Origin of the sequence: Arachnia propionica (assembly GCF_900637725.1) — a bacterium.
Classification (GTDB): Bacteria; Actinomycetota; Actinomycetes; order Propionibacteriales; family Propionibacteriaceae; genus Arachnia; species Arachnia propionica.
Map to the genome: position 1 here is coordinate 2,945,612 of NZ_LR134406.1, position 20,528 is coordinate 2,966,139.

Annotated in this window: 15 protein-coding genes; 3 read left to right on the forward strand and 12 right to left on the reverse strand. The window is 67.6% G+C overall.

All coding sequences use genetic code 11. The annotated features are described in order from the left end of the window. Positions 1-69 precede the first annotated feature (69 nt). Positions 70-558 carry a SixA phosphatase family protein gene (locus EL272_RS13210; RefSeq protein ID WP_073970034.1) on the forward strand — a complete coding sequence of 163 codons (489 nt, stop codon included), beginning with the start codon at positions 70-72 and terminating at the stop codon, positions 556-558. 436 nt (positions 559-994) lie between these two features. Here the strand turns inward: EL272_RS13210 and EL272_RS13215 are convergent, their stop codons facing one another. From EL272_RS13215 to EL272_RS13250, 8 genes are all read right to left on the reverse strand, one after another. After that, on the reverse strand, positions 995-2,074 hold the full coding sequence (locus EL272_RS13215; protein WP_061787671.1) for a winged helix DNA-binding domain-containing protein: 1,080 nt from the start codon (positions 2,072-2,074) through the stop codon (positions 995-997). 3 nt (positions 2,075-2,077) lie between these two features. Next, positions 2,078-2,698 carry an SIMPL domain-containing protein gene (locus EL272_RS13220; protein ID WP_061787670.1) on the reverse strand — a complete coding sequence of 207 codons (621 nt, stop codon included), beginning with the start codon at positions 2,696-2,698 and terminating at the stop codon, positions 2,078-2,080. 77 nt (positions 2,699-2,775) lie between these two features. After that, entirely contained in the window at positions 2,776-3,969 is a 1,194-nt protein-coding gene (locus EL272_RS13225) for an ABC transporter permease (protein ID WP_041696758.1), read from the reverse strand. Further along, a complete protein-coding gene (locus EL272_RS13230) occupies positions 3,959-4,633 on the reverse strand; it encodes an ABC transporter ATP-binding protein (RefSeq protein WP_014847721.1) in 675 nt (224 codons plus the stop codon). Before EL272_RS13230 ends, EL272_RS13225 begins: the two co-directional genes overlap by 11 nt. Beyond that, complete coding sequence (locus EL272_RS13235) at positions 4,630-6,021, reverse strand: efflux RND transporter periplasmic adaptor subunit (protein WP_061787669.1); 1,392 nt, start codon at positions 6,019-6,021, stop codon at positions 4,630-4,632. The genes EL272_RS13230 and EL272_RS13235 overlap by 4 nt, the downstream gene beginning before the upstream one ends. Positions 6,022-6,029: 8 nt before the next feature. Then, complete coding sequence (locus EL272_RS13240; protein WP_126409478.1) at positions 6,030-6,380, reverse strand: hypothetical protein; 351 nt, start codon at positions 6,378-6,380, stop codon at positions 6,030-6,032. A 262-nt stretch (positions 6,381-6,642) separates the two neighbouring features. Beyond that, entirely contained in the window at positions 6,643-7,542 is a 900-nt protein-coding gene (locus EL272_RS13245; protein WP_126409481.1) for a hypothetical protein, read from the reverse strand. A 463-nt stretch (positions 7,543-8,005) separates the two neighbouring features. Beyond that, positions 8,006-9,034: a LacI family DNA-binding transcriptional regulator gene (locus tag EL272_RS13250; RefSeq protein ID WP_244926086.1), complete on the reverse strand. Its 1,029-nt coding sequence runs from the start codon at positions 9,032-9,034 to the stop codon at positions 8,006-8,008. 211 nt (positions 9,035-9,245) lie between these two features. Here EL272_RS13250 and EL272_RS13255 point away from each other — a divergent pair, with 211 nt between their 5' ends. Then, positions 9,246-12,362 (forward strand): glycoside hydrolase family 2 TIM barrel-domain containing protein, encoded by a 3,117-nt coding sequence (locus EL272_RS13255; protein WP_061787666.1) that lies wholly within the window; start codon positions 9,246-9,248, stop codon positions 12,360-12,362. Then, positions 12,359-13,750, forward strand: a complete 1,392-nt coding sequence (locus EL272_RS13260; RefSeq protein ID WP_014847726.1) for an MFS transporter — start codon at positions 12,359-12,361, stop codon at positions 13,748-13,750. Before EL272_RS13255 ends, EL272_RS13260 begins: the two co-directional genes overlap by 4 nt. A 112-nt stretch (positions 13,751-13,862) precedes the next feature. On the opposite strand, the gene EL272_RS13265 is transcribed toward EL272_RS13260, so the two are convergent. The 4 genes from EL272_RS13265 to EL272_RS13280 all read right to left on the reverse strand — a co-directional run bounded on the left by EL272_RS13265 (position 13,863) and on the right by EL272_RS13280 (position 20,199). Beyond that, positions 13,863-15,263 carry an NAD(P)/FAD-dependent oxidoreductase gene (locus EL272_RS13265; RefSeq protein ID WP_061787665.1) on the reverse strand — a complete coding sequence of 467 codons (1,401 nt, stop codon included), beginning with the start codon at positions 15,261-15,263 and terminating at the stop codon, positions 13,863-13,865. 429 nt (positions 15,264-15,692) lie between these two features. Next, positions 15,693-17,039, reverse strand: coding sequence for a flavin monoamine oxidase family protein (locus EL272_RS13270; protein ID WP_061787664.1), 1,347 nt, complete (start codon positions 17,037-17,039; stop codon positions 15,693-15,695). Between the two features lie 91 nt (positions 17,040-17,130). After that, positions 17,131-18,546 (reverse strand): threonine synthase, encoded by a 1,416-nt coding sequence (gene thrC, locus EL272_RS13275; RefSeq protein ID WP_061787663.1) that lies wholly within the window; start codon positions 18,544-18,546, stop codon positions 17,131-17,133. A gap of 57 nt (positions 18,547-18,603) precedes the next feature. Then, on the reverse strand, positions 18,604-20,199 hold the full coding sequence (locus tag EL272_RS13280; RefSeq protein WP_061787662.1) for an ATP-binding cassette domain-containing protein: 1,596 nt from the start codon (positions 20,197-20,199) through the stop codon (positions 18,604-18,606). Positions 20,200-20,528 lie beyond the last annotated feature (329 nt).

Below are 20,528 nucleotides of genomic sequence, written 5' to 3' on the forward strand. Positions count from 1 at the left end.
AGGGAATAGGGCCAGCAAAACGAATCAGGGGCGACGGACCGGCGCCAGCGGAGCTCGTAGACTCACCCCATGCGACGACTCGTGCTGATGCGCCACGCGAAAACCCGGGCCAGCCATCCCCGCGGCGATCACTCGCGGGAGCTGCTGCCCACCGGTATCCAGGACGCGCAGGAGGCGGGCCTGCAGTTGCGTCCCCTCGGGTTGGAACACGCCCTGGTCTCCACCGCAACCCGCGCCCGGCAGACCTTCGCGGCACTCGGCCTCGACATCACCGTCGAATACCTGGACGACCTCTACCACGAGGGCACCGACGCCCTCCTTCGGCACATCGGCGAGACCGACCCCGCCGTGAACGGCCTGCTGGTGGTGGGGCACGCCCCCACCATTCCCGCGCTCGCCGCCCAGCTCGGCAACGCCTCCGACAGCCGGGAGGCCGACCGTCTCCAGTGCTGGTACCCGACGTCCACCTTCACGGAGTTCACCTTCGACGACGACTGGTCCAGTCTGGCCCCCTTCGAACTGGGACACGTGAGGATGGAACGCACCATCCGCCGCTGATCCTCCACGTCGGGCTGGTTTCGACACGACCCACTCACTGACACTCGCAGACCAACTCAACCAACTGCCCCCTTTCCGAAGCCGGTTGAGCCAGCACGTGAGCGAAGCGAACGGCTGAGTCGAAACCACCCCACACCCGGCAGCCAAAACCCGACCACAACACCCCGGACAAGGTCACCATGGTTTCGACACGACCCACTCACTGACGCTCGCAGGCCGGCTCAACCAACTGCCCCCTTTCCGAAGCCGGTTGAGCCAGCACGTGAGCGAAGCGAACGGCTGAGTCGAAACCACCCCACACCCGGCAGCCAAAACCCGACCACAACACCCCGGACAAGGTCACCATGGTTTCGACACGACCCACTCGCTGACGCTCGCGGGCCGGCTCAACCAGCTCCAAAGAGAGTAGGGCCGACTCAACCGGCTTCGGGGGAGCTCACTCCGTGAGAAACGGCCAAGCCCGGAAGGCCTTCTCGAAACCCGATTCCGCCCGGGACGACAGGTCCTCGAAGCGGGTCAGCTCCAGGCGACGCCTGCCGGGGGTTCCGGCCCGTTTCCACAGCCCCACCACGCGACCTCCCAGCACGGCACCGCGTTTGAACATCCCGTTGTTGCCGGGGACGAGTTTCGGGTGGTCGCGTTCGGTGAGGGCGAACAGGCGGTCCTGGTAGCCGAGGATGAACTCATCGAAGCCCGGCAGCAGGAGTGGCCGCGACGCCGACCGCCCGGCCGCGGCGACCTCGTCGGCCAGCCCGATCCGCTGGTAACGGGGTTCGTCGCCAGGCAGTTCCTCGAAGCCTTCCCGAATCAGCGCGAACGCCCGCCGGGCAGCGCCGAGGGGCAGTTTGCTCCACCAGGAGAAGTCGCGCAGCGTCGCGGGGCCGCGGCTGGTCAGGTAGCGGTCGAGCAGTTCGGCGCAGGCGGCGTCGCGGTCGCCGTTGAAACGATCCTCCAGCCCGGTGCCGGCGGGCAGCCATGACGCCGTGAGGGCGACGTGCTGGTCGCCGTCGACGACCGGCCCGTAGCAGAGCATTCCGGTGGCGATGTGCTGGAAGGTCATGTGGTAGTTCGCGCCCTGCACCCCCGACAGCCCGGCCTCGGCCCAGCGCGCGTGCAGTTCCGCGCGGGACCTCGGCCCGTCGGCCAGCAGCTCGGAGGCGATCTCGGCGGCGCGTTCGAGATGCCCCTCCCCCATCCCGCGGCCTTTGAGGATGCGCGCCGACTCCCGCAGCGACTTGTCCGCGCACAGCTGCGTGATCCACCGGGCATCGGCGGCGGCCATCAGGAAAACGGTGCCGCGCATCGGGTAGCCGCGCACGATCTCACCCCGGGCGCAGGCCTCCAGGACGGCGTCGATGCCGCCGCCGCTGCGCAACGCGATCGAGGCCAGCACCCCGGGCAGGTCCTGGCCCTGGTGCGCGCCGAACGCGGCCGCGACCTCGGCGGGACGCTCCCAGCGGCGGAAGACCAGCCCTTGGGAGACGAGCCGGGCGCGTGCGAGTGCGGCGTCAACCATCGTTCATTCCGTCCGGAACCTGCCGTGGACGCTGACCGCGCGGCGGATCTCGTCGGGTTCCACGACCCCTCCCCCACCCTCGGGCGCCGCGGCGGCCATCGCAACCGCCTCGCCGTAGGCGAGCTGCGGATCCGACCGGCGGTCGGAGAGTTCAACGCAGACGTTCACCTCCGCGCCCGCGGCCCGGGCCATGATGTCGGCGCGGCGACGGGCCGCCCGCACGGCCTCGGTCAGCAGCTCGTCCTCCAATTTCTGTTCCGTCTCCGGGGTCAGTTTCCAGGACGTGTGACGCACCTCCACCCCGGGGGCCGCTCCCCACCCCACCGCGAAATCCGCGAGCGCCTGGAAGTCCCGGAAGACCACCGTCGCCTCGGCCAAGGCCCGGTACCGCAGGGCACCCCTGCGCTGCGACCGCCACGTGCACACCCGCACTGGCTCCAACCCCCACGAGACGACGGCCCGCGGGTGCAGCGGCGCTACGGCCTCGGAGAACCGCCTTGCCAGGTCGGAGGTGAGGTCCACGACGAACTCCCGGTCGTCGCCTTCGTGTTCCAGCCCCAGCTGGAGCTCCCCCAGCTCAGGCCGTACCTGTCGTTCCGCGCATCCCTCGACCAGAATCTCCATGCGCGAATCCTACGGGTTTGCACCGTCCCGGATACCCCGCCGGGCGACCCGCGACGCTGGGCGGGTTTCTTCCCTGTTCAGTAGCGCAGCGCCTCGACGGGTTCGAGACGGGAGGCCCGCAGGGAGGGGTAGATGCCCGCCAGCGTGCCCGCCACCAGACCGACGAGGGGCCCGGCCGCAACCAGCAGCGGCGGCACGACCGCCGTCCAGGTCAGGGCGGCGCAGATCCCGACCACCGCCACCACCCCGAGGCTGGTTCCGACGAGCCCGCCCAGCCCACCCAGGACGGCCGCCTCGAGGAGGAACTGGGCCGCGATGTGGCGTGGCTGCGCACCCATCGCCCGCCGCAGGCCGATCTCCCCGGTGCGTTCGATGACGGCGACGATGGTGGTGTTGGCGATACCGATCATGCCGACGATCAGGCACACCACCCCGAGCCCCAGGAACAGGCCGCTCAGCTGGGAGTTGACGGCCGCGCGGAGCCCCTCCGGGCTCGGGGGCAGCGACACGGAGAAACGTTCCGGGTGGGTGGCCGACATGGCGGTGAGCAGCTGCGGGCCGACCACCTGGGCCGCGCCCGGGGCGACGTCGACGACGAGGTTCACCTTCGCCTCCGGCGGCGGGTCGTGCCACAGGGCCTGTGCGGTCCGGGTGGGGATGACGACGCCCGCAAGCAGTTCGGGCAGCCGCTTGGTGTCGTCGATGATGCCGATCACCGTGAACGGCACCCCGTCGATGACAACGGCCGGGCCGCGCGACAGGTCGTCGATGCGCAGGTCTCGGGCGGCGCCGCTGCCGATGACCGCGACCCGCGCCCCCCGCTGCTCGTGCCCGGCGTCGAAGCCGCGTCCCTGCGAGAAGGTCGCCCCCGCGACCTCGAAGGTCCCCGCCGAGGCCGCGATCGCGCGGGCATCGCGTGTCTCCGGGGGTTTGGCCGCGCGCTGTTTCAGCTCCCACTGGAGCCCGGCGCTCCTGACGCCGTTGATTCGCGTGGCCCGTTCCGCCGCGTCGATCGGGAAGTCCAGCGACGCCACCCTGGGGCGCGACCGTTCGGCGCGCGTCACCCGCACCTCCGTCGCCTCGACGAGATTGAACTGCGCGGTCACCTGCACCGAGACGGATGTGGTCAACCCGAGCACCACCACCAGCACCGCCACCCCGATGACCGTACCCAGGGCGGTCAGGACGGACCGGCCGGGACGCTGGACGAGACCTGCTATCGCCTCCTGGAACAGCACCGCCAACCGGACCCGGCCACGTTCACGCGGCATCGCGGGTCACCACCCCGTCGTGCAGCCGCAGCCGCAGATTCCCGATGCCCGCGATCTCGGGGTTGTGGGTGATGATCACCACCGTGGTTCCGGCCCCGTTGAGGGTGGTCAGCAGGTCGATGATCGCCTCGGAGTTGATGCTGTCGAGGTTTCCAGTGGGTTCGTCGCAGAGCAGGATGGCGGGGTTGACGGCCATCGCCCGGGCGATGGCGACGCGCTGCCTCTCGCCGCCGGAGAGCAACCCGGCAGGCGAGTCGCTGCGGTGGTCGAGACCCACCAGGTCGATGGCCCGACGCGACGCCTCTTTTCGTTCCTCGGCCGGAACGCCTTGGTAAAGCCCGGCCAGCGCGACGTTGTCGGCGACGCTGCGGTGGGGCATGAGGTGGAAGGCCTGGAAAACGAAACCGATGCTGCTTCCCCGCAGGGCGGTGCGGTCGGATTCGCTCAGTTTCGTGGTGTCGAGGTCGTTGACCAGGACCGTTCCGCTGCTGGGGCGATCCAGCAGCCCGGCCAGGTTCAGCAGCGTCGACTTGCCGGATCCGGAATGACCGACGATGGTCACCATGTCCCCGTCGTTGACGGTGAAACTGCAGGTCTTCAACGCCTCGACGGGAACCGGGCCGGGGAATGTCCGGGTCACGTCACGGAACTCGAGGACCTTCACCGGAGGATCCCAACCACGACCGAATCGCCCTCCGCGAGTTGCCCGTCCACGGCGGTCACCCCAACCATGCCGTCGCCGGACTCGCCGACGGTGACCTCGACGTCGCGGTAGGAGCCGGAGGTTTCCTTGACCCGCACCCGGCTCTTGGAGTCGGCGCCGGTGGTGACCGCCGCCTCCGGTACCTTCAGCGTTTCCTGTTCCGAGGTGGATGTGGCGATGTTGACCCTGATGGTCGTGCCGCGCAGGCCGGCGTCGAGCGGGGTTTCGGGTGTGATGGTCACCTGCACCGCTCCCTCGACCTGGCCCTCCTCGGGGCTGAGCGTCGTCACGTCGGTGACGCTTCCCTGGATGCGGGTGCCGTCGGGGGTGATGAGGGTGGCGGCGTCGCCTGTCTCCAGTTGCGAGGTCTGCGCCTTGGCCAGTTTGGCAATGGCGGCGACATCACCGGAGGCTAGCGTGATGGTGCCGGTTCCGACCTCGGCCCCGACGCTGACCCCGATGGCATCCACCACCGCCGGCAGATGACGCAGGAACGCGACCTCGCCCAGGGGGATCTGCGGGCCTGCGGCGTCGCGGGCCTTGGCCAGCGTCTCCTGCGCCGCCTTGAGGTCCTCCCGGGCCTGGGTCAGGGAGGTTTTGGCGTCCTCGATGGCGTCCTTGGAGGGGGACTCCCCCGATCCGCCCTTGGATTTCCCATCCCCGGTGCCGGTTTCCCCCTGACCGTCGCCGGAACCCTTTTTGGCCGCCGCGTAGTCGCGTTCGGCGCGACTCAGCGCCACCTTCGCCTGCTGGACCGCGCGGCTGGCTGCCGTCTCGGCCTTGGCCGCGGCGTCGGCCTCCTCGTCGCCGACCCGCGTCGCCTTGTAGCCGCGGTCGGTGTACAGGGCGTTCACGGCCTCCTTGGTGGCGGCGCCGAAGGTTTTCTCGTCGTCGGGGATCTTGTATCCGAGGGTGCGCAGCGCCGCCTGGAGCTGGGTGACGTCGGGTCCGGTCATCGCGGGCCCCAGCGTGCGGTAGGCGGCCAGGTCGCCGGGCAGCACGAAAGTGGGGCGTCCCGCCACGTCGACTAGGGATGTGCCCGCCTCGACCTTCCCACCGACGCTGACGTGAATGGCCGACACCACCGCCTTTTCGGCTCCCCCTCCCGGGGGTGCGGGGGCGACCACCTCGGGTGCCGTGGGTTTGATCTGCGCGTCGGCGGATTCGGTTCGCTGCACTTTGCCCTTTTCCACGGGGGCGGTGAGGGTGGTCTGCTCAGGTGGCGCGGCGTCGGCCGCCACCTGGGCGGGGGATTTCACGAATTGGCCGGCCACCAATCCGACGAGCAGCATCACCAGCGCCGGGATGATCAGCGCGGCGAGCGGATGACGGCGAACCCAGGCTTTCATGGTCGCGGTCAGATGGCGGGGATCGCGGATCGGGAAAACGTCACCTCAAAGCCTCCTTTGCCCGTTCGAGGACCTTTTTCTGAACGTCGAGCCCGGATTTCAGGGCTGCGCGATCCACTTCCTCCGGGGTGATCGTCACCCCCGTAACGCGCGGAGCACGTCACCTGCCGCTGGCACAAATCCCGCTGCTCCAATTCCATCTGATCAACCGTGAGGAGATAAGCCGTGAGCTGCAGGCTCATCTCCGACGAGCCGCGAATGATGAAGGCCGGACCGGGCGTCACGGCGGCTGGGGTGGAGGTGAGGGAGCCACAGCTTGCCAGCAGTGTCACCGGGAACTGATGGTGGGAGAAGATCATGGTCAACAGTCCTTGGGCGATTCCGGTTTCAGTGCAGCAGCCCGGGAGAGCCGGTGGGACGGCATCTCGCCATTCCAGTAGCCACCCGGGCAGCGACCCGAGGTGAATTTCTCACAACCCCTCGGTCCTCCCCGGAAACCCCCAGCGCTTTCAAACAATTTTCATATCCTGTGGCGCAGCGCGCAATAGTATTTGCTTTTCTTCATCGAGATGCCAGACACGCTGCGGCTCTCACCAAAGGAAACTACTGAGAGTGTGCACTTCACTTCAGTGCTTCCTTTGCCCGCGCGAGGACCTTTTTCTGAACGTCGAGTGCTGAACGCAGACTGGCCTCGTTCTCGCTGATGAGTTTCTTCTGGATTGCCACGTCCACGGCCATTGCCCGGCCGGTGAAGTTGGTTTCCTCCACGCAGTTCAGGTCCAGGCGGCCCATTTCCCGTTGCCGCTGCAGGTCAGCGCCGGCGACGACGCTTCCGGTTTCCGAACGATGCTTGAAGTCGTAGCCCGAGCGTTTCATGCAGGCGGCCCAGTCCTTCTCCGCCTGCTGGAAGCTCTCGTGTTCCTGCATCATGGTCTTCGCGTCGCCCAGCAGTTTCTGGGCCAGCTCGTCCCCGGTGTCGATCCCCTCCCGGATCTCATCCCAACCGACTTTTCCGCACCCGCCATCGGGCAACGGTTTGCCGTCCTGGTCCTTCAGCGAGCTGGGGGCGCCGGTCTCGGTCTGGCCGCTCATGACTTCGTCCCGCTTCGTGTGGGAGGCCGCCGGATCCTTCGAGGGATCGGGCTTCTCCGTCGTGGCCCCGGTGCCGTAACCGTACTTCTCGATGTCGTCGCGATCGATCACCCCGTAGCGCCGGGACTCGTCGTACATGGCCTTCAGGCCTGCTCGATCCACGGGGTCGGGGGATGTCGTCACCCCGTAGCGTGCGGCGCACGCCACCTGCCGCTGGGCCACCCCGCGCTGGATCACCTCCAGGTTGTCGATGGTGAGCCGGTAGGCCGTTAGCGGCAGATCGATCTCCGACGAGCTGCGAATGGTGGGAGCCGGACCAGGCGTCACAGCGGCAGGGGCGGAGGCTCCGCAGCCCGCCAGCAGTGCGACGAGACCGCAGTGCGCCAGAATCACACGAAACCGATGACGTGGGGAAAAGATCGCGGTCATCAGATCTTTTCCGGCGAACCGATGCGAGACCATCTTGGTTTTTCTTTCTACTGTGCGCCACACCATTGCGGCAGGAAAACTGTAAATGGCACCGCCGCGGGAGGTCAAGCAGAAGGGTCAGGGCCGCCCAGCAAATTCCGCGGAAAAGAAAAGCAGCCGTATCGGGGCTCGCCAACGATCCTGTGCGTACCCCCTCCACCCAAGTGGTTCCGGCGGGATGAAAGCTGGTTGATCCGGTCCGCGAGCGTCAGCGAGCAGTGCGAGTCGAAACCACACCCGCGCATGCCCGGGACCTGTGGTCACGTCTGATAACCACGTGCCGGCATGGTTTCGACACGGGCCGCTCCTTCGTCGCAGCCCGGCTCAACCAGCTTGTAGAAGGAATGACCCCAACACGAACCACTCTTCCATCGCAGCCCGGCTCAACCAGCTTGTGGATGTGATGCCTCACAGTGGATGTTCTTCACGTCGCGGGCGGTGGGGCGGTGCTGCCCCGCAGGATGAGTTCGGTGGGGATGATGATGCTCCGGCTGCCGTCGCGCACCCCGGAGGCCACCTGCTCCAGCACGAGACCCACCATTTCGCGGCCATGGCGTCTGAAGTCCTGGCGCACGGTGGTCAGCGGCGGGAAGCTGTACTCGCCGACGTCGAAGCCGTCGAAACCGACGACGGAGACGTCGCCGGGAACCCGTCTGCCCTGTTCGTGCATGGCCCGGATCAGGCCGAGGGCCAGTTCGTCGTTGGCGCAGAACACGGCCGTCACCTCCGGGTCGGCGGCCAGCAGCCGGCCTGCCGCGTAGCCCGCTGCCGCCTCCCAGTCGCCGGGAATCGGTTCGGGGACGGGCAGCCCCGCCTCCCGCAGGCACCTGGCCCAGGTGGCCCTGCGGATCAGGCTCGACTGGGAATCCCCCGGCCCGCACACGTGCTGGATGTTGCGGTGCCCGAGCCCCAGGAGGTGTTCGACGGCGTCGCGCACCCCACCGACCTGGTCGGCGCTGGCGGAGGGGTAGTGGTCCACGAGCGTGGAGTCCGAGACCGCCACCGGTATCGACGGCGGCAGGACGAGGTGTTCGCGACCGGCCCGCCCGGCCTGCACCACGACGAGACCGTCGATGGCCTGGTGGGAGAGCCGGTAGACGGCCTGGCGCAGGTCGTCGGAGACGGGGCGTTCCACCTGGACGAGATTGACGGCGTAGTCGGCGGCGGTGGCGGCTTCCAGCACGCCCGCGGTGGTGAGGGCCTCGCCGGTGCGCTGGATCTGCTGGGTCAACACGCCAATTGTTTTGAAGGAGCCGCGACGCAGGGCCTGGGCAGCGCGATTGGGGGAATAACCCAGCTTGTTCATGGCCCGCAGCACCTTCGCCCGGGTCTCCGGGCGCACGTGATCGGAACCCGTCGCCACGCGCGAGACCGTCTGCACGGATACGCCGGCCAGACGGGCCACGTCACCCATCGATGGCGCTCCCTCCGCGCTCCGGCGTTGCCTCGGCATGACGGGAGGCTATCAGGAGTGCGACAGAGACCCCCAACTCTAGTTCTTGGTGACGTTACCATACCAGATCACCTCACGGCACCAATTTCTTGAGATTTCCCCCTTGATACAGCACCACGACGATGATCTCAGATAATATGTGAACGTCACCATAAGGACGTTGCACGGCTGCGCGTCCCCTGTGCCCGTCGACCTTCAGGGAGCCTGAACGATGATCGTTCCCCGATACTTCGAGGACCTCGGAGTCCTCCACGAACACACGCTGCCGCCCCGCGCCTATTACGTGCCGGCGTCCGCCCCCACCGCCTCGAGCCCATGGGAGCGGGAGAAATCCGACCGTTTCCACCTGCTCAGCGGTCGGTGGGCCTTCCGGTACCTGCCCAGCATCCACGACCTCACCGAGCCCTTCTGGGAGACCCCGGACGCCGCCCCGGAGGGATTCACCATGATCCAGGTGCCCAGCACCTGGCAGCATCTCGGATACGACCACCACCAGTACACCAACGTCCGCTACCCCATTCCCTTCGATCCGCCCCACGTACCCCAGGACAACCCCTGCGGCGCCTACATCCGCGACTTCGACCACACCCCGAACCCCGCCGCACCCACCACCCAGCTGGTCTTCGAGGGCGTCGACTCCTGCTTCTACGTGTGGCTGAACGGCGCCTACATCGGCTACAGCCAGGTCTCCCACGCCACCGCGGAGTTCGACGTCACCGAACACATCCGTCCCGGCGCCAACCGCCTGGCCGTGCTGGTGCTCAAGTGGTGCGACGGCACCTACCTGGAGGACCAGGACAAGTTCCGCACCTCCGGCATCTTCCGCGACGTCTACCTCCTGAACCGCCCGGAGGCGGTGCTGTTCGACTACGCCGTCACGACCTCGCTGGGTCCGGTGATCGGCACGGCCCCGGCAACCGCCGTCGTAGAGATCCGCGGCTCCTACCGCGGCGGGAGCGTCCCCACCACCGCCGAGCTGACCGACCACGAAGGACGGGTGCTGGCAGCCGGTGTCCTGGAACCTTTCGCCGGCTACCCCGACCACACCCACCGCGCCCAGCTAGCCGTCGCGGCACCCCACCTGTGGAGCGCGGAAGATCCCTACCTCCACACCCTGGTCCTCACCACTCCCGGCGAGGTCATCACCGACCGGGTCGGGGTGCGGGAAATCGAGTCCAGGGACGCGGTCGTGCGTCTCAACGGCAGCCCCATCACCCTGCGGGGCGTCAACCGGCACGACTCCGATCCGGTCACCGGCCCCGTCGTCGACCTCGACCACATGAAACGGGACCTGCAGCTGATGAAGGAACACAACATCAACGCGGTGCGCAGCTCCCACTACCCCAACGATCCGCGTTTCTACCAGCTGTGCGACGAGTACGGCTTCTACGTCATGTCCGAGGCCGACAACGAGAGCCACGGCACCCAGACCCGGTTCCTGGCCGACCCGTCCTGGGAGAACCAGGTGGAGCACTGGAACGAGCCCATCGCCGACAACCCCGCTTGGACCGAGGCCACCGTCGACCGGATGAAACTGTGCGTCCACCGGGAGAAGAACCGTCCCAGCATCATCTCCTGGTCCGCGGGCAACGAGTGTTCCTACGGCTGCACCCTCGAGGCGGCGCTGATGTGGGTCAAGGGTTTCGACCCGACGCGCCTGACCCACTACGAGAGTTCCTACTACCGCGACTCCAAACGCCGTTACGACTACTCCTGCATCGACCTGTACAGCCGCATGTACCCGGGCATCGAGGAGATCCGCGAATACCTCGACTCCGATCCGGACAAGCCCTTCATCCTCGTGGAGTACTGCCACGCCATGGGCAACGGACCCGGTGATCTGGAGGACTACTGGGAGATCATCCGCGACGACGACCGCATGTGCGGTGGTTTCGTGTGGGAGTGGTGCGACCACGCGGTGGCGGCCGGCACCAGCGACGACGGCCGGCCGGTCTTCCGCTACGGCGGTGACCACGGCGAGGACATCCACGACGGCAACTTCTGCGTCGACGGGCTCGTCTCCCCCGACCGGGTCCCCCACCCCGGGCTGGCAGAGCTCAAGAACGTCCAGCGGCCCGCCCGCGTCGTCGAGTACGACCAGGACGAGGGTTTGCTCACCATCCACAACGACCTCGACCACACGGACCTGTCGCAGTACGCCCGCGTCTCGTGGGAGGTGCGCTGCGACGGTGTCGTCGTGGATCGCGGGGACATCGACCTGACCGATCCCGTCCCGCCCCACGCCAGCGTCATGCTGCGCTGCGAACCGCGGATTCCGCACGCCGGGAAATGCCACCTGCTGGTCACCCACCGGCTCGCGCGTCCCGAACCACTGCTGCCCGCCGGGCACGTCCTGGGTTTCGACGAGGTTCCATTGCGCAACGCCGACGGGCGGCACCGCCGGGTCGCGGAACTCGCGCACCGCCCCACCACCCGGGGGTCGGTGCAGGTAGCACAGGAGGGGACGCGAATCGACGTGGCGGCCGCGGGTCTGTGCTGCACCATCGACACGCGCACCGGCCTGCCCACCGCCCTGAGCGTCAACGGCCGGGAGGTCCTGGAGCGCCCGGCCGAGCTCAACATCTGGCGGGCCCCCACCGACAACGACCGCCACGTGCGCCTGGAATGGGAACGCGCCCACTACCACCGGGCCACGGCCCGCGCCTACGCCGTCGACGTCGCCGAGGAGGCGGGGCGCGCGACGATCAGCGCTGACGTCGCCCTGGTGGCGCCGACGGTCCAGCCCGCCCTGCGCGGTCGGCTGATCTGGACCCTCACCGCCGACGGCGTCCTCGGGTTGATCCTGCGGATGCGCCGCACCCTCGGGTTCCCGAGCCTGCCGCGCCTGGGGCTGCGGCTGTTCCTGCCCGAGTCCATGAACCGGGTCGACTACCACGGCCTGGGGCCCTTCGAGAGCTACGCGGACAAGCACCGCGCCAGCCATCACGGGGCCTTCAGCGCCGACGTCGCGGACCTCCACGAGGACTACATCCGTCCCCAGGAGAACGGCAGCCACGCCGACTGCGACGAGGTCACCGTCTCCGGCGGCGGCCTGGTCCTGACCGCGGTGGGACAGACCCCGTTCTCCTTCAACGCCTCCCGGTACACGCAGGAGGAACTGGCCGCACGGCACCGCAACACCGACCTGAGACCGTCGGGCAGCACGGTGCTGTGCCTGGACGCCGCCATGGCCGGCATCGGCTCCAACAGCTGCGGACCGGCCCTGCGGTCCCGCTACCGGGTGGACGGCCACGAGCTGGGGATGGAACTCCATCTCCTGCTCACCACCCCTGACCACATCGAAACCCACGACGAGGTGACGTCATGAACGACACGGCGAGCACGGCAGCGGCCGGCGAGAAGAAATACCTGAAGTGGTACAACAAGGTGGGCTACGGCTCGGGTGACGTCGCCGGCAACGTCGTCTACGTGCTCCTGTCCGCCTTCGTCATGATCTACCTCACCGACACCGCCGGCCTCAACGCGGGCGTCGTCGGCACACTCATGATGGTTTCCCGGCTCTTCGACGGCTTCTCCGACGTCATCTTCGGTGCGCTGCTGGACCGCACCAAAACCCGGATGGGCAAGGCCCGGCCGTGGATGCTGTGGGGTTTCGTCGGCTGCGCCGGCATGATCATCGCGATCTTCGCGATCCCCACCGAACTGGGTGAGACCGCCAAGTACGCCTGGTTCTTCATCGCCTACACCCTTCTCAACGCCGTGTTCTACACGGCCAACAACATCGCCTATTCCTCACTGACCGCACTCATCACCCGCAACGGTTCGGAGCGGGTGCAGATGGGTTCCATCCGTTTCATGTTCGCCTTCGGGACGAACCTGCTCATCCAGAGCATCACGGTCGGGGGCGTGGCGATGTTCGGGGGCGGCGCCGCGGGTTGGCGGACCATGGCGATCATCTACGCGCTGCTCGGACTGGCGGTCAACACCTTGTCGGTGTTCTCCGTCAAGGAACTGTCCCCGGAGGAACTGGCCGGTGACGACGACACGAAACAGAAGGACGACACGCTGACGGTGCTGGAGTCGGCCAAGATGCTGCTGTCCAACAAGTACTACCTCCTCATCCTGGTGGTCTTCCTGCTCACCCAGATCTTCACGGCCATGCTCAACATGGGCATCTACTTCATGAAGTACATCCTGGGGGACGAGAACCTGCTGGGGACCTTCGCCTGGGCCATCAACATCCCACTCATCGTCGGCCTGCTGGTGACCCCCATCATCGTGAAGAAGTTCGGGGAGATGTACCGGGTCAACCTCGGCGGCTACGTCATCGCGACCCTCGGCCGGCTCGGGGTGCTGGTGGCGGCCTACTTCCACAACATCCCGCTCATGCTGGTCCTCTCGGCGGTGGCCTCCCTGGGGATGAGCCCGCTGCAGGGGACGCTCAACGCCATGATCGCGGAGGCCTCGGAACACACCTGGCTGCGCACCGGCAAACGCATCGACGGACTCATGTTCTCCTGCACCTCCCTGGGGGTGAAGGTCGGCGGCGGCATCGGAACGGCCACGGCCGGGTGGCTCCTGGCCGCCAGCGGTTACAACGGCGAACTGAGCATGCAACCGGACTCGGCGATCCAGATGCTCTACGTCATGTACGTGTGGTTCCCGCTGATCGCCAACGCCCTCATCTTCCTCCTGCTCACCCGCCTCGACGTCGAGAAGGCCAACGCCCGCCTCCGGGAGCAGGCCGACGCCTGACCCCGCGTCGCCCGTCGGTTTGCTGGCCTTGTTCGTGTTTGCTGGCCTCACAGCGCAGGCAAACGTGAACAAGGCCAGCAAACCGTAAAGAAGGCCAGCGAACCCCGGCGTCTCAACCCGCGACCGGCGCCGCCTCCTTCTCGTCGGCGCCCTCCGGTTTCGTCTCCCCGGACGCCTTGGGCGCGCCGGACATGAGACGGGCGCTGGTGCCCTCGCCGAGTTCCTCCAGCGCCAGGCGGCCGACCATCTGCTGGTTCGTCGTGACGCGTTCCGCCCGGCCGCGGGTGAGGAAGCTGATGAACCAGTGCAGCAGCGTCGACATCCGCTGTTTGAAGCCCGCGATGTAAAGCAGGTGCAGCACCAGCCACGCCGCCCAGGCCAGGAAGCCCGAGAACTTGACCTTCCCTGCGCTGACGACGGCGGAGAACCGGGAGATCGTCGCCATCGACCCCTTGTCCTTGTACTTGAACGGGGCCTCCGGGCGGTTCCCGGCCAGCTGGCCACGGATGACGTTGGCCGCATACCTGGCGCCTTGGATCGCGCCCTGCGCCACCCCGGGCACCCCGTCGACGGCGGCCAGGTCGCCGATCACGAACACCTCGGGATGGCCCGGCAGGGTCAGGTCCGGCAGTACCTTGACCCTGCCCACCCGGTCGGTCTCCGCGCCGGTCTGTTCGGCGAGCTGCGGACCGAGCGGGTTCGCGGACACACCGGCGGCCCACACCTTGCACACCGATTCCACCCTTTCGGTGGAGCCGTCCTTGCGTTTGACGGTGAACCCGCGCGAGTCGACCTCGGTGACCATGGTCTCGGTCCACACCTCGACGCCGCGTTTCTCCAGCGACCTGCGGGCCGAGCCACCGAGGTCCTCGCCGAAGCTGGGCAGCACCAGGGGACCGCCCTCGATGAGGATCACCCGCGCCTGGCGCGTGTCGACGCGACGGAACTCGCCGACGAGGGTCTTGGAGGCCAGTTCCCGGATCTGCCCGGCCATCTCCACTCCCGTCGGTCCCGCGCCGACGACCGCGAAGGTCAGGAACCTGGAGACGTCCTCCCCCTCCGGGGCGAGTTCGGCCAGCTCGAAGGCCCCGAAGATCCGGGCCCGCAGCTCCAGGGCGTCGTCGATGGTCTTCATGCCGGGCGCGTAGCGGGCGAAGTGGTCGTTGCCGAAGTACGACTGCCCCGCGCCGGCGGCAACGATCAGCGAGTCGTAGCCGGTGACCTGTTCGAGGCCGTGGAAACGCCACCGCACCTGCCTGGCCTCCACGTCGATCCCCTCGACGAGCCCAAGCTGCACCGTCACGTTCTTGTTCTTGCGCAGCACCTCCCGGGTTGCGGGGGCGATCTCGCCCTCCGACAGGATTCCGGTCGCCACCTGGTAGAGCAGCGGCTGGAACAGATGATGGGTGGTGCGTGCTATCAACGTCACATCGACGTCGGCGCGCCTCAAGGCCTTCGCCGCGAACAGACCACCAAAACCAGAACCGATTATCACAACATGATGCTTGCGCATATCGGCTATTGTGCTGGTCGATTAGGCATCATGCCAAGTCAGGCTCACCTACCGGACGGCGCGTGGGCCGAGCATACACCACCACGCTGGTTGAGCCAGCACGTGAGCCTCCTGCCCGAAACCGGCTGAGCCGGGGCGCGAGCCCCTCTCCGAAGCTGGTTGAGCCGGGGCGCGAGGAACGAGCGACCCGAGTCGAAACCACCGGCACCCGGTAGCCAGAACCCGACCACGCTCACCCTGGTTTCGACACGACCGGCTCGCTGACGCTCGCAGGTCGGCTCAACCAACTTCCACTCCCACAAGCTGGTTGAGCCGGGGCGCGAGGAACGAGCGACCCGAGTCGAAACCCCCGACCCCAGTCACCCTGGTTTCGAAACGACCCACTCGCTGACGCTCGCAGGTCGGCTCAACCCGCTTCGGGTTTCGGGGTCAGATGAGGGCGACGGCGATTGTGGCCGCGACCTCCTCGCCGGAACGGACAGCGCCTTCCATGTAGCCGTTGAACTTGGTCGAGTACTCCGCCCCGGCCCAGTAGAGACACCCGTCGGGGGCCGCCAGGACAGGGCCGTTGGAGGTCCAGATCCCGGGCGCGAAGTGCGCCCCGTGGCAGCCCCTTGTGTATTGCTCGGCACTCCAGTCCCGTTCCAGGTATTCGACGGGTTCGGAGGCCTCCACCCCGAATGCACGGACGGCCGACTCGACGAACGCGCGCCGCCGGACCTCCAGGGGACGACGAGCCAGGGAATCAGCCTCGTTGCCCTCGAAGAAACCCATCAACAGCCCACGGGTCGAGCCGACCGGTGTTGTGTCAAACGTGACGCGAACCGCCCCCTCGTCAGAGCTCGACTGCCCTGAAAGTCCTCGTTCACGCCAGAAGGGCGTCTCATAAACCAGATAAGCCTTGATCACATTTCCCGGCGTCACCTTCTCCGCCACGTCCTGTCTCCACTGCGGCAGAGGCGGGTCGTATTCCAGGGCGACGGCCAGGCGCGGCGGTAGCGTCGAGACGACGGTGCGGGCCTCGATGGTTTCCCCGGATGCGAGAGTAACGACGGCGGTTTCATCATGAGTGACCTTCGTCACGACACTTCCGAGGCGCACCACATCCCCGAGATCGGCGGCCAGGGCATCGCACAGGGCGGCCATGCCGCCGTCGACACGCTGCTGGTTCAGCCCGCCGTTGTTCGCGATCATCGTCTCCAGGCTCGGCCCCGAGTTGATCTGCTGCAGACCTTCCTGCAGGGTCGCCTGCGGGATCATCGGCCCGAAAGCGGCCTCGTAGACCTCCCCGAAACGGGCCTGGGCCCCGCCGGTTCGTAGGTTGGTGCGCATCCAGCGCCGCAGGTCCTGCCGTAACCAGGCTCCATTCGCCGCCACCCAGGCGGGGTCGTCGGCCAGCCGGTGGGCGAGGCGACGCAGTCTCAGCAGCCCTTGGCTGAGGTCCGCGACCTCGAACGGGGTCAGTTCCTCCCCGTCCTCCGCCGACGGCACCTCGAGCAATCTGCCGTGGACACGCACCACCAGATTTCCGCGAGCCGGAATACCAATGGTCCTCAGCCCGTAGCGCTCGATCAGCTCGAAGATGGCGTCGTGTCCGGCGCCGATCCACTGGCCGCCGAGCTCCACATACTGGCCGTCGGCAAGGACCCCGTTCTCGACACGCCCCCCCACGCGGTCCCGGGCCTCGAGCACAACAACACCGAGCCCCCGGTTCCGCAGGTCGCGAGCAGCCACGAGGCCCGCCAGGCCAGCCCCAATGATGGCGCAGTCCAGCATGTTTCCTCCCTATGAACCGGCATGCTCCTTATGAACCGGCATGCTATTTCCCCCCGGATTTCTTACCCTACAAGGGGTTCGATTCCCGTTTTCAGGCGGCCCCGTCAATAGCTCGCCGAACCGCGTCCACGTCCGCAGGGATGCGCGTCACGTGCCTGGGGAGGTCCTCGATCCCGGCGAAACGGTCGGGGCGCGGTGGGACGATGCCGGTTGCCTGGGTGATGGTCTCGGCGAACTTCACGGGAAGCGCGGTTTCCAGCACGACGACGGGTCCGGTCACCTCACCGGAGGCCAGCAGCCGGCGGGCGACGTGCACGCCGTCGGCGGTGTGGGGATCGATGAGAACGCGGTCGTTCTCCCAAGTGGCGCGGATCTCGGCCAGCCGGTCGGCGTGGGTGGAGGAACCCGATACGAAACCGAAACGGTCGCGGTCCTCGCCGGACAGGTCGAGCCTGCCGGTTTCCGGCAGTTCGCGACCGAACAGGTCGGCGATGCGCGCACCGTCGCGGCCCAGCAGGTCGGCGACAAAACGTTCGAAGTTCGACGCCTTCGAGATGTCCATGGACGGGGAACTGGTGGCGTGGGTCTGTTGCGCGGCGCGGGGCCGGTAGACGCCGGTGCGGAAGAACTCGTCGAGGACGTCGTTCTCGTTGGTGGCCAGCACCAGGTGCCGGATGGGCAGCCCCATGAGGCGGGCGATGTGCCCGGCCGCGATGTTGCCGAAGTTGCCCGACGGCACCGCGAACGAGACGGGGCCGTCGCCGCCGGTGCGCAGCCACGCCGCGAAGTAGTAGACGACCTGCGCCATCAGGCGAGCCCAGTTGATGGAGTTCACCGCGCCGATGCGGTGGTCGCGTTTGAACTCGGCGTCGGCGTTGATGGCCTTGACGAGGTCCTGGCAGTCGTCGAAGACACCCGCTACGGCCAGGTTCACCACCCCGGGGTCGTCGATGGAGTACATCTGAGCCTGCTGGAACGGGGTCATGCGGTCCGCCGGGGAGAGCATCACCACCCGTATCCCGGGCCTGCCCAGCAGCGCGTACTCGGCGGCCGAGCCGGTGTCGCCGGAGGTGGCGCCGAGGATGGTCAGGCGCTCGCCGCGGCGCGCCAGTTCGTGGGCGAACAGCTCGCCGAGCAGCTGCATGGCCATGTCCTTGAAGGCCGCCGACGGGCCGTTGCTGAGGTGCGCCAGCCGCACCCCGTCTGAGAGTTCGGAGACCGGCACGATCTGCGGGTCCAGGAACTTCTCGGGGGCGTAGGCGCGCCGGCAGATGCCCAGCAGATCCTCGGCGGGGATGTCGTCGATGAACAGGGAGCACACCTCGAAGGCGAGCCCCGCGTAGCCGTCGTCGAGCAGCACGTCGCGCCACCGGGCGAGGGTGCCGGCGTCCACCCGCGGGTATTCGACGGGCAGGTAGAGGCCGCCGTCGGGTGCCAGGCCCTCCAGGAGGATGTCGCTGAAGGCCCTGGTGGTGTGGTCGGTGGCACGGGTGGAGACGTATCGCACGGGCAGCGATCCTACCGGTCGGCAATTCGTGTACGGGTGGGGATGCGGACGATGCCGTCATTTCCGTCCCGGGTGGAAGCCGTCGATCCGAATCCGGTACGCCAGCAGCAGGACCGCCGCCAGGCAGAGCAGAAGCGTCCCCGAGATCAGCAGGACCGGGAAGGACCCCATCACGTGGGGAGGCAGGAACGAGATGCTGAGAAGCATCCGCTGGCTCCGCAGCGGCATCAGGACACCGGGCAACCTCCAGTCGCCGATCAGGCCGTCCAGGACCAGCCAGGCCAGCAGCACCGGGACCGCGGCGATCATGGAACGGGTCAACGCGGCGACGCACCACCCGACCAGCCCCCAGAACAGGCAGGAGAAGAAAATCAAGGGTATCGACACCTGGAGGCCGGTGACATCCGTCGCATGCGTGATGCCCTTCAGCCCCCAGCCGATCCCGACGAAGGTCACCGCGAACAGGGCCGACAGGAACACCATGCTCCCGATCCGCACCAACCAGTCAGCCCGCCGCCCGACGCGCACGAACCGGCAGGCCCCCGGGCGGCGCAGCCCGTTCTGGTTTCCCAGGAACGCTCCCATCGTCGCCATCGACATGCACGCCAGGCACAACAGGATGTCGAGCAATTCCTCCAGGCCGGATCTTCCCTGGTGAACCGGAGGCAGCAGGGCGACGGCGGGCAGCTGCGCCAGGAACCAGACCAACCCGACCACCAGAGGTGCCAGTTTGTGGCCCCAGAGGATCGTCAGGTTCGCCTTCACGCCACCAACCACCAGCCGCCCCAGGCCGGGGGACCCCGCCACGGGCCGGACAGCGACATCCGGCGACGGGGACGAGACCCCGGTGGCCTGCTGTGCGCTGGGAGGTTGGACACCCCAGCCCGGTGAGGAGGAGGCCGCCCTCCCGGTCGTTTCACGCAGAGCTTCCAGAAACGGGGATTTCTCGTCGCCCGCCGGCAATCGACCGCGGGCCGCGATGATCCCGTCGCGGAGGATCGCGTAGCTGGTGGCGACGTCCCCGAGGATGAGGGGGTCATCCGCCGTCACCAGGGCCGCCTTTCCTTCCCGGTTCACCTCGCCCAACCGTTCCCGCAGGATTTCCAGTCCCGTGTAGTCCAGGGTGCGGTCCGGGGCGTCCAGCACCAGGACCCGGTCGGGGACCGTCAGGCACGAGGCGGCCAGCTGGACGCGCCACTTCTCCTCCGGCGGCTTGAAACGCATGGTGCGCAGGAGGAGAGGGTTGACGATCGCGACCTGCTTCAGGATGTCGTCGCTGTCACGTCCTCCCAGCAGGTACGAGTCGTCCGGCTCACCGGAAGCCGACATGGTGCGGGTCCTCACCTTCTCGCCAACGGTATCGGCCACCAGCTTCAGGTTCTGTGCCGGCGACATGTGCTCGTACAGCGCCAGTTCCCGGGGCAGGTACCCGACCGGGAGCGGAACCTCGCCGGGGGTGGTCTCCAGCACCTCAACGCTTCCCGAGGCCGGTCGCCTCAGGCCCAGGAGCAGTTCGACGAGTCTGGTGCGTCCGGAGTCCGGCGCGCCCAGCAACAGGCACACTTCCCCCGGTTCCACCAGCAGGTCGACGCCCTTGAGTACCTGTTCCCCCTTGTGCCAAGCCGTCAATCCCCGGCACCGGATGGCCGACATGGTTTCTCCTCTCGTCCGATTAACCTCAGCGGTTGTCCGTCCGCGAAACCTCTGAAAACGACGATACGTCCCGAGGAAGTCACGCGGGAGGAGATCGCGAACCACCGTCGGCAACGGGGAACGGGCGAGTCGAGAAACAGGTCCGGCCACAAGTCCCCGGGCAGGGTCACCATGGTTTCGACACGGGCCGCTCCTTCGTCGCAGCCCGGCTCAACCAGCTTGAAAATAGCGAAGCCGGTTGAGCCAGCACGTGAGCACCAGCGAACGGCTGAGTCGAAACCACCCACAGCCGAAAAACGAACCCAACCCCAACCCCCCGGCACGCCCAC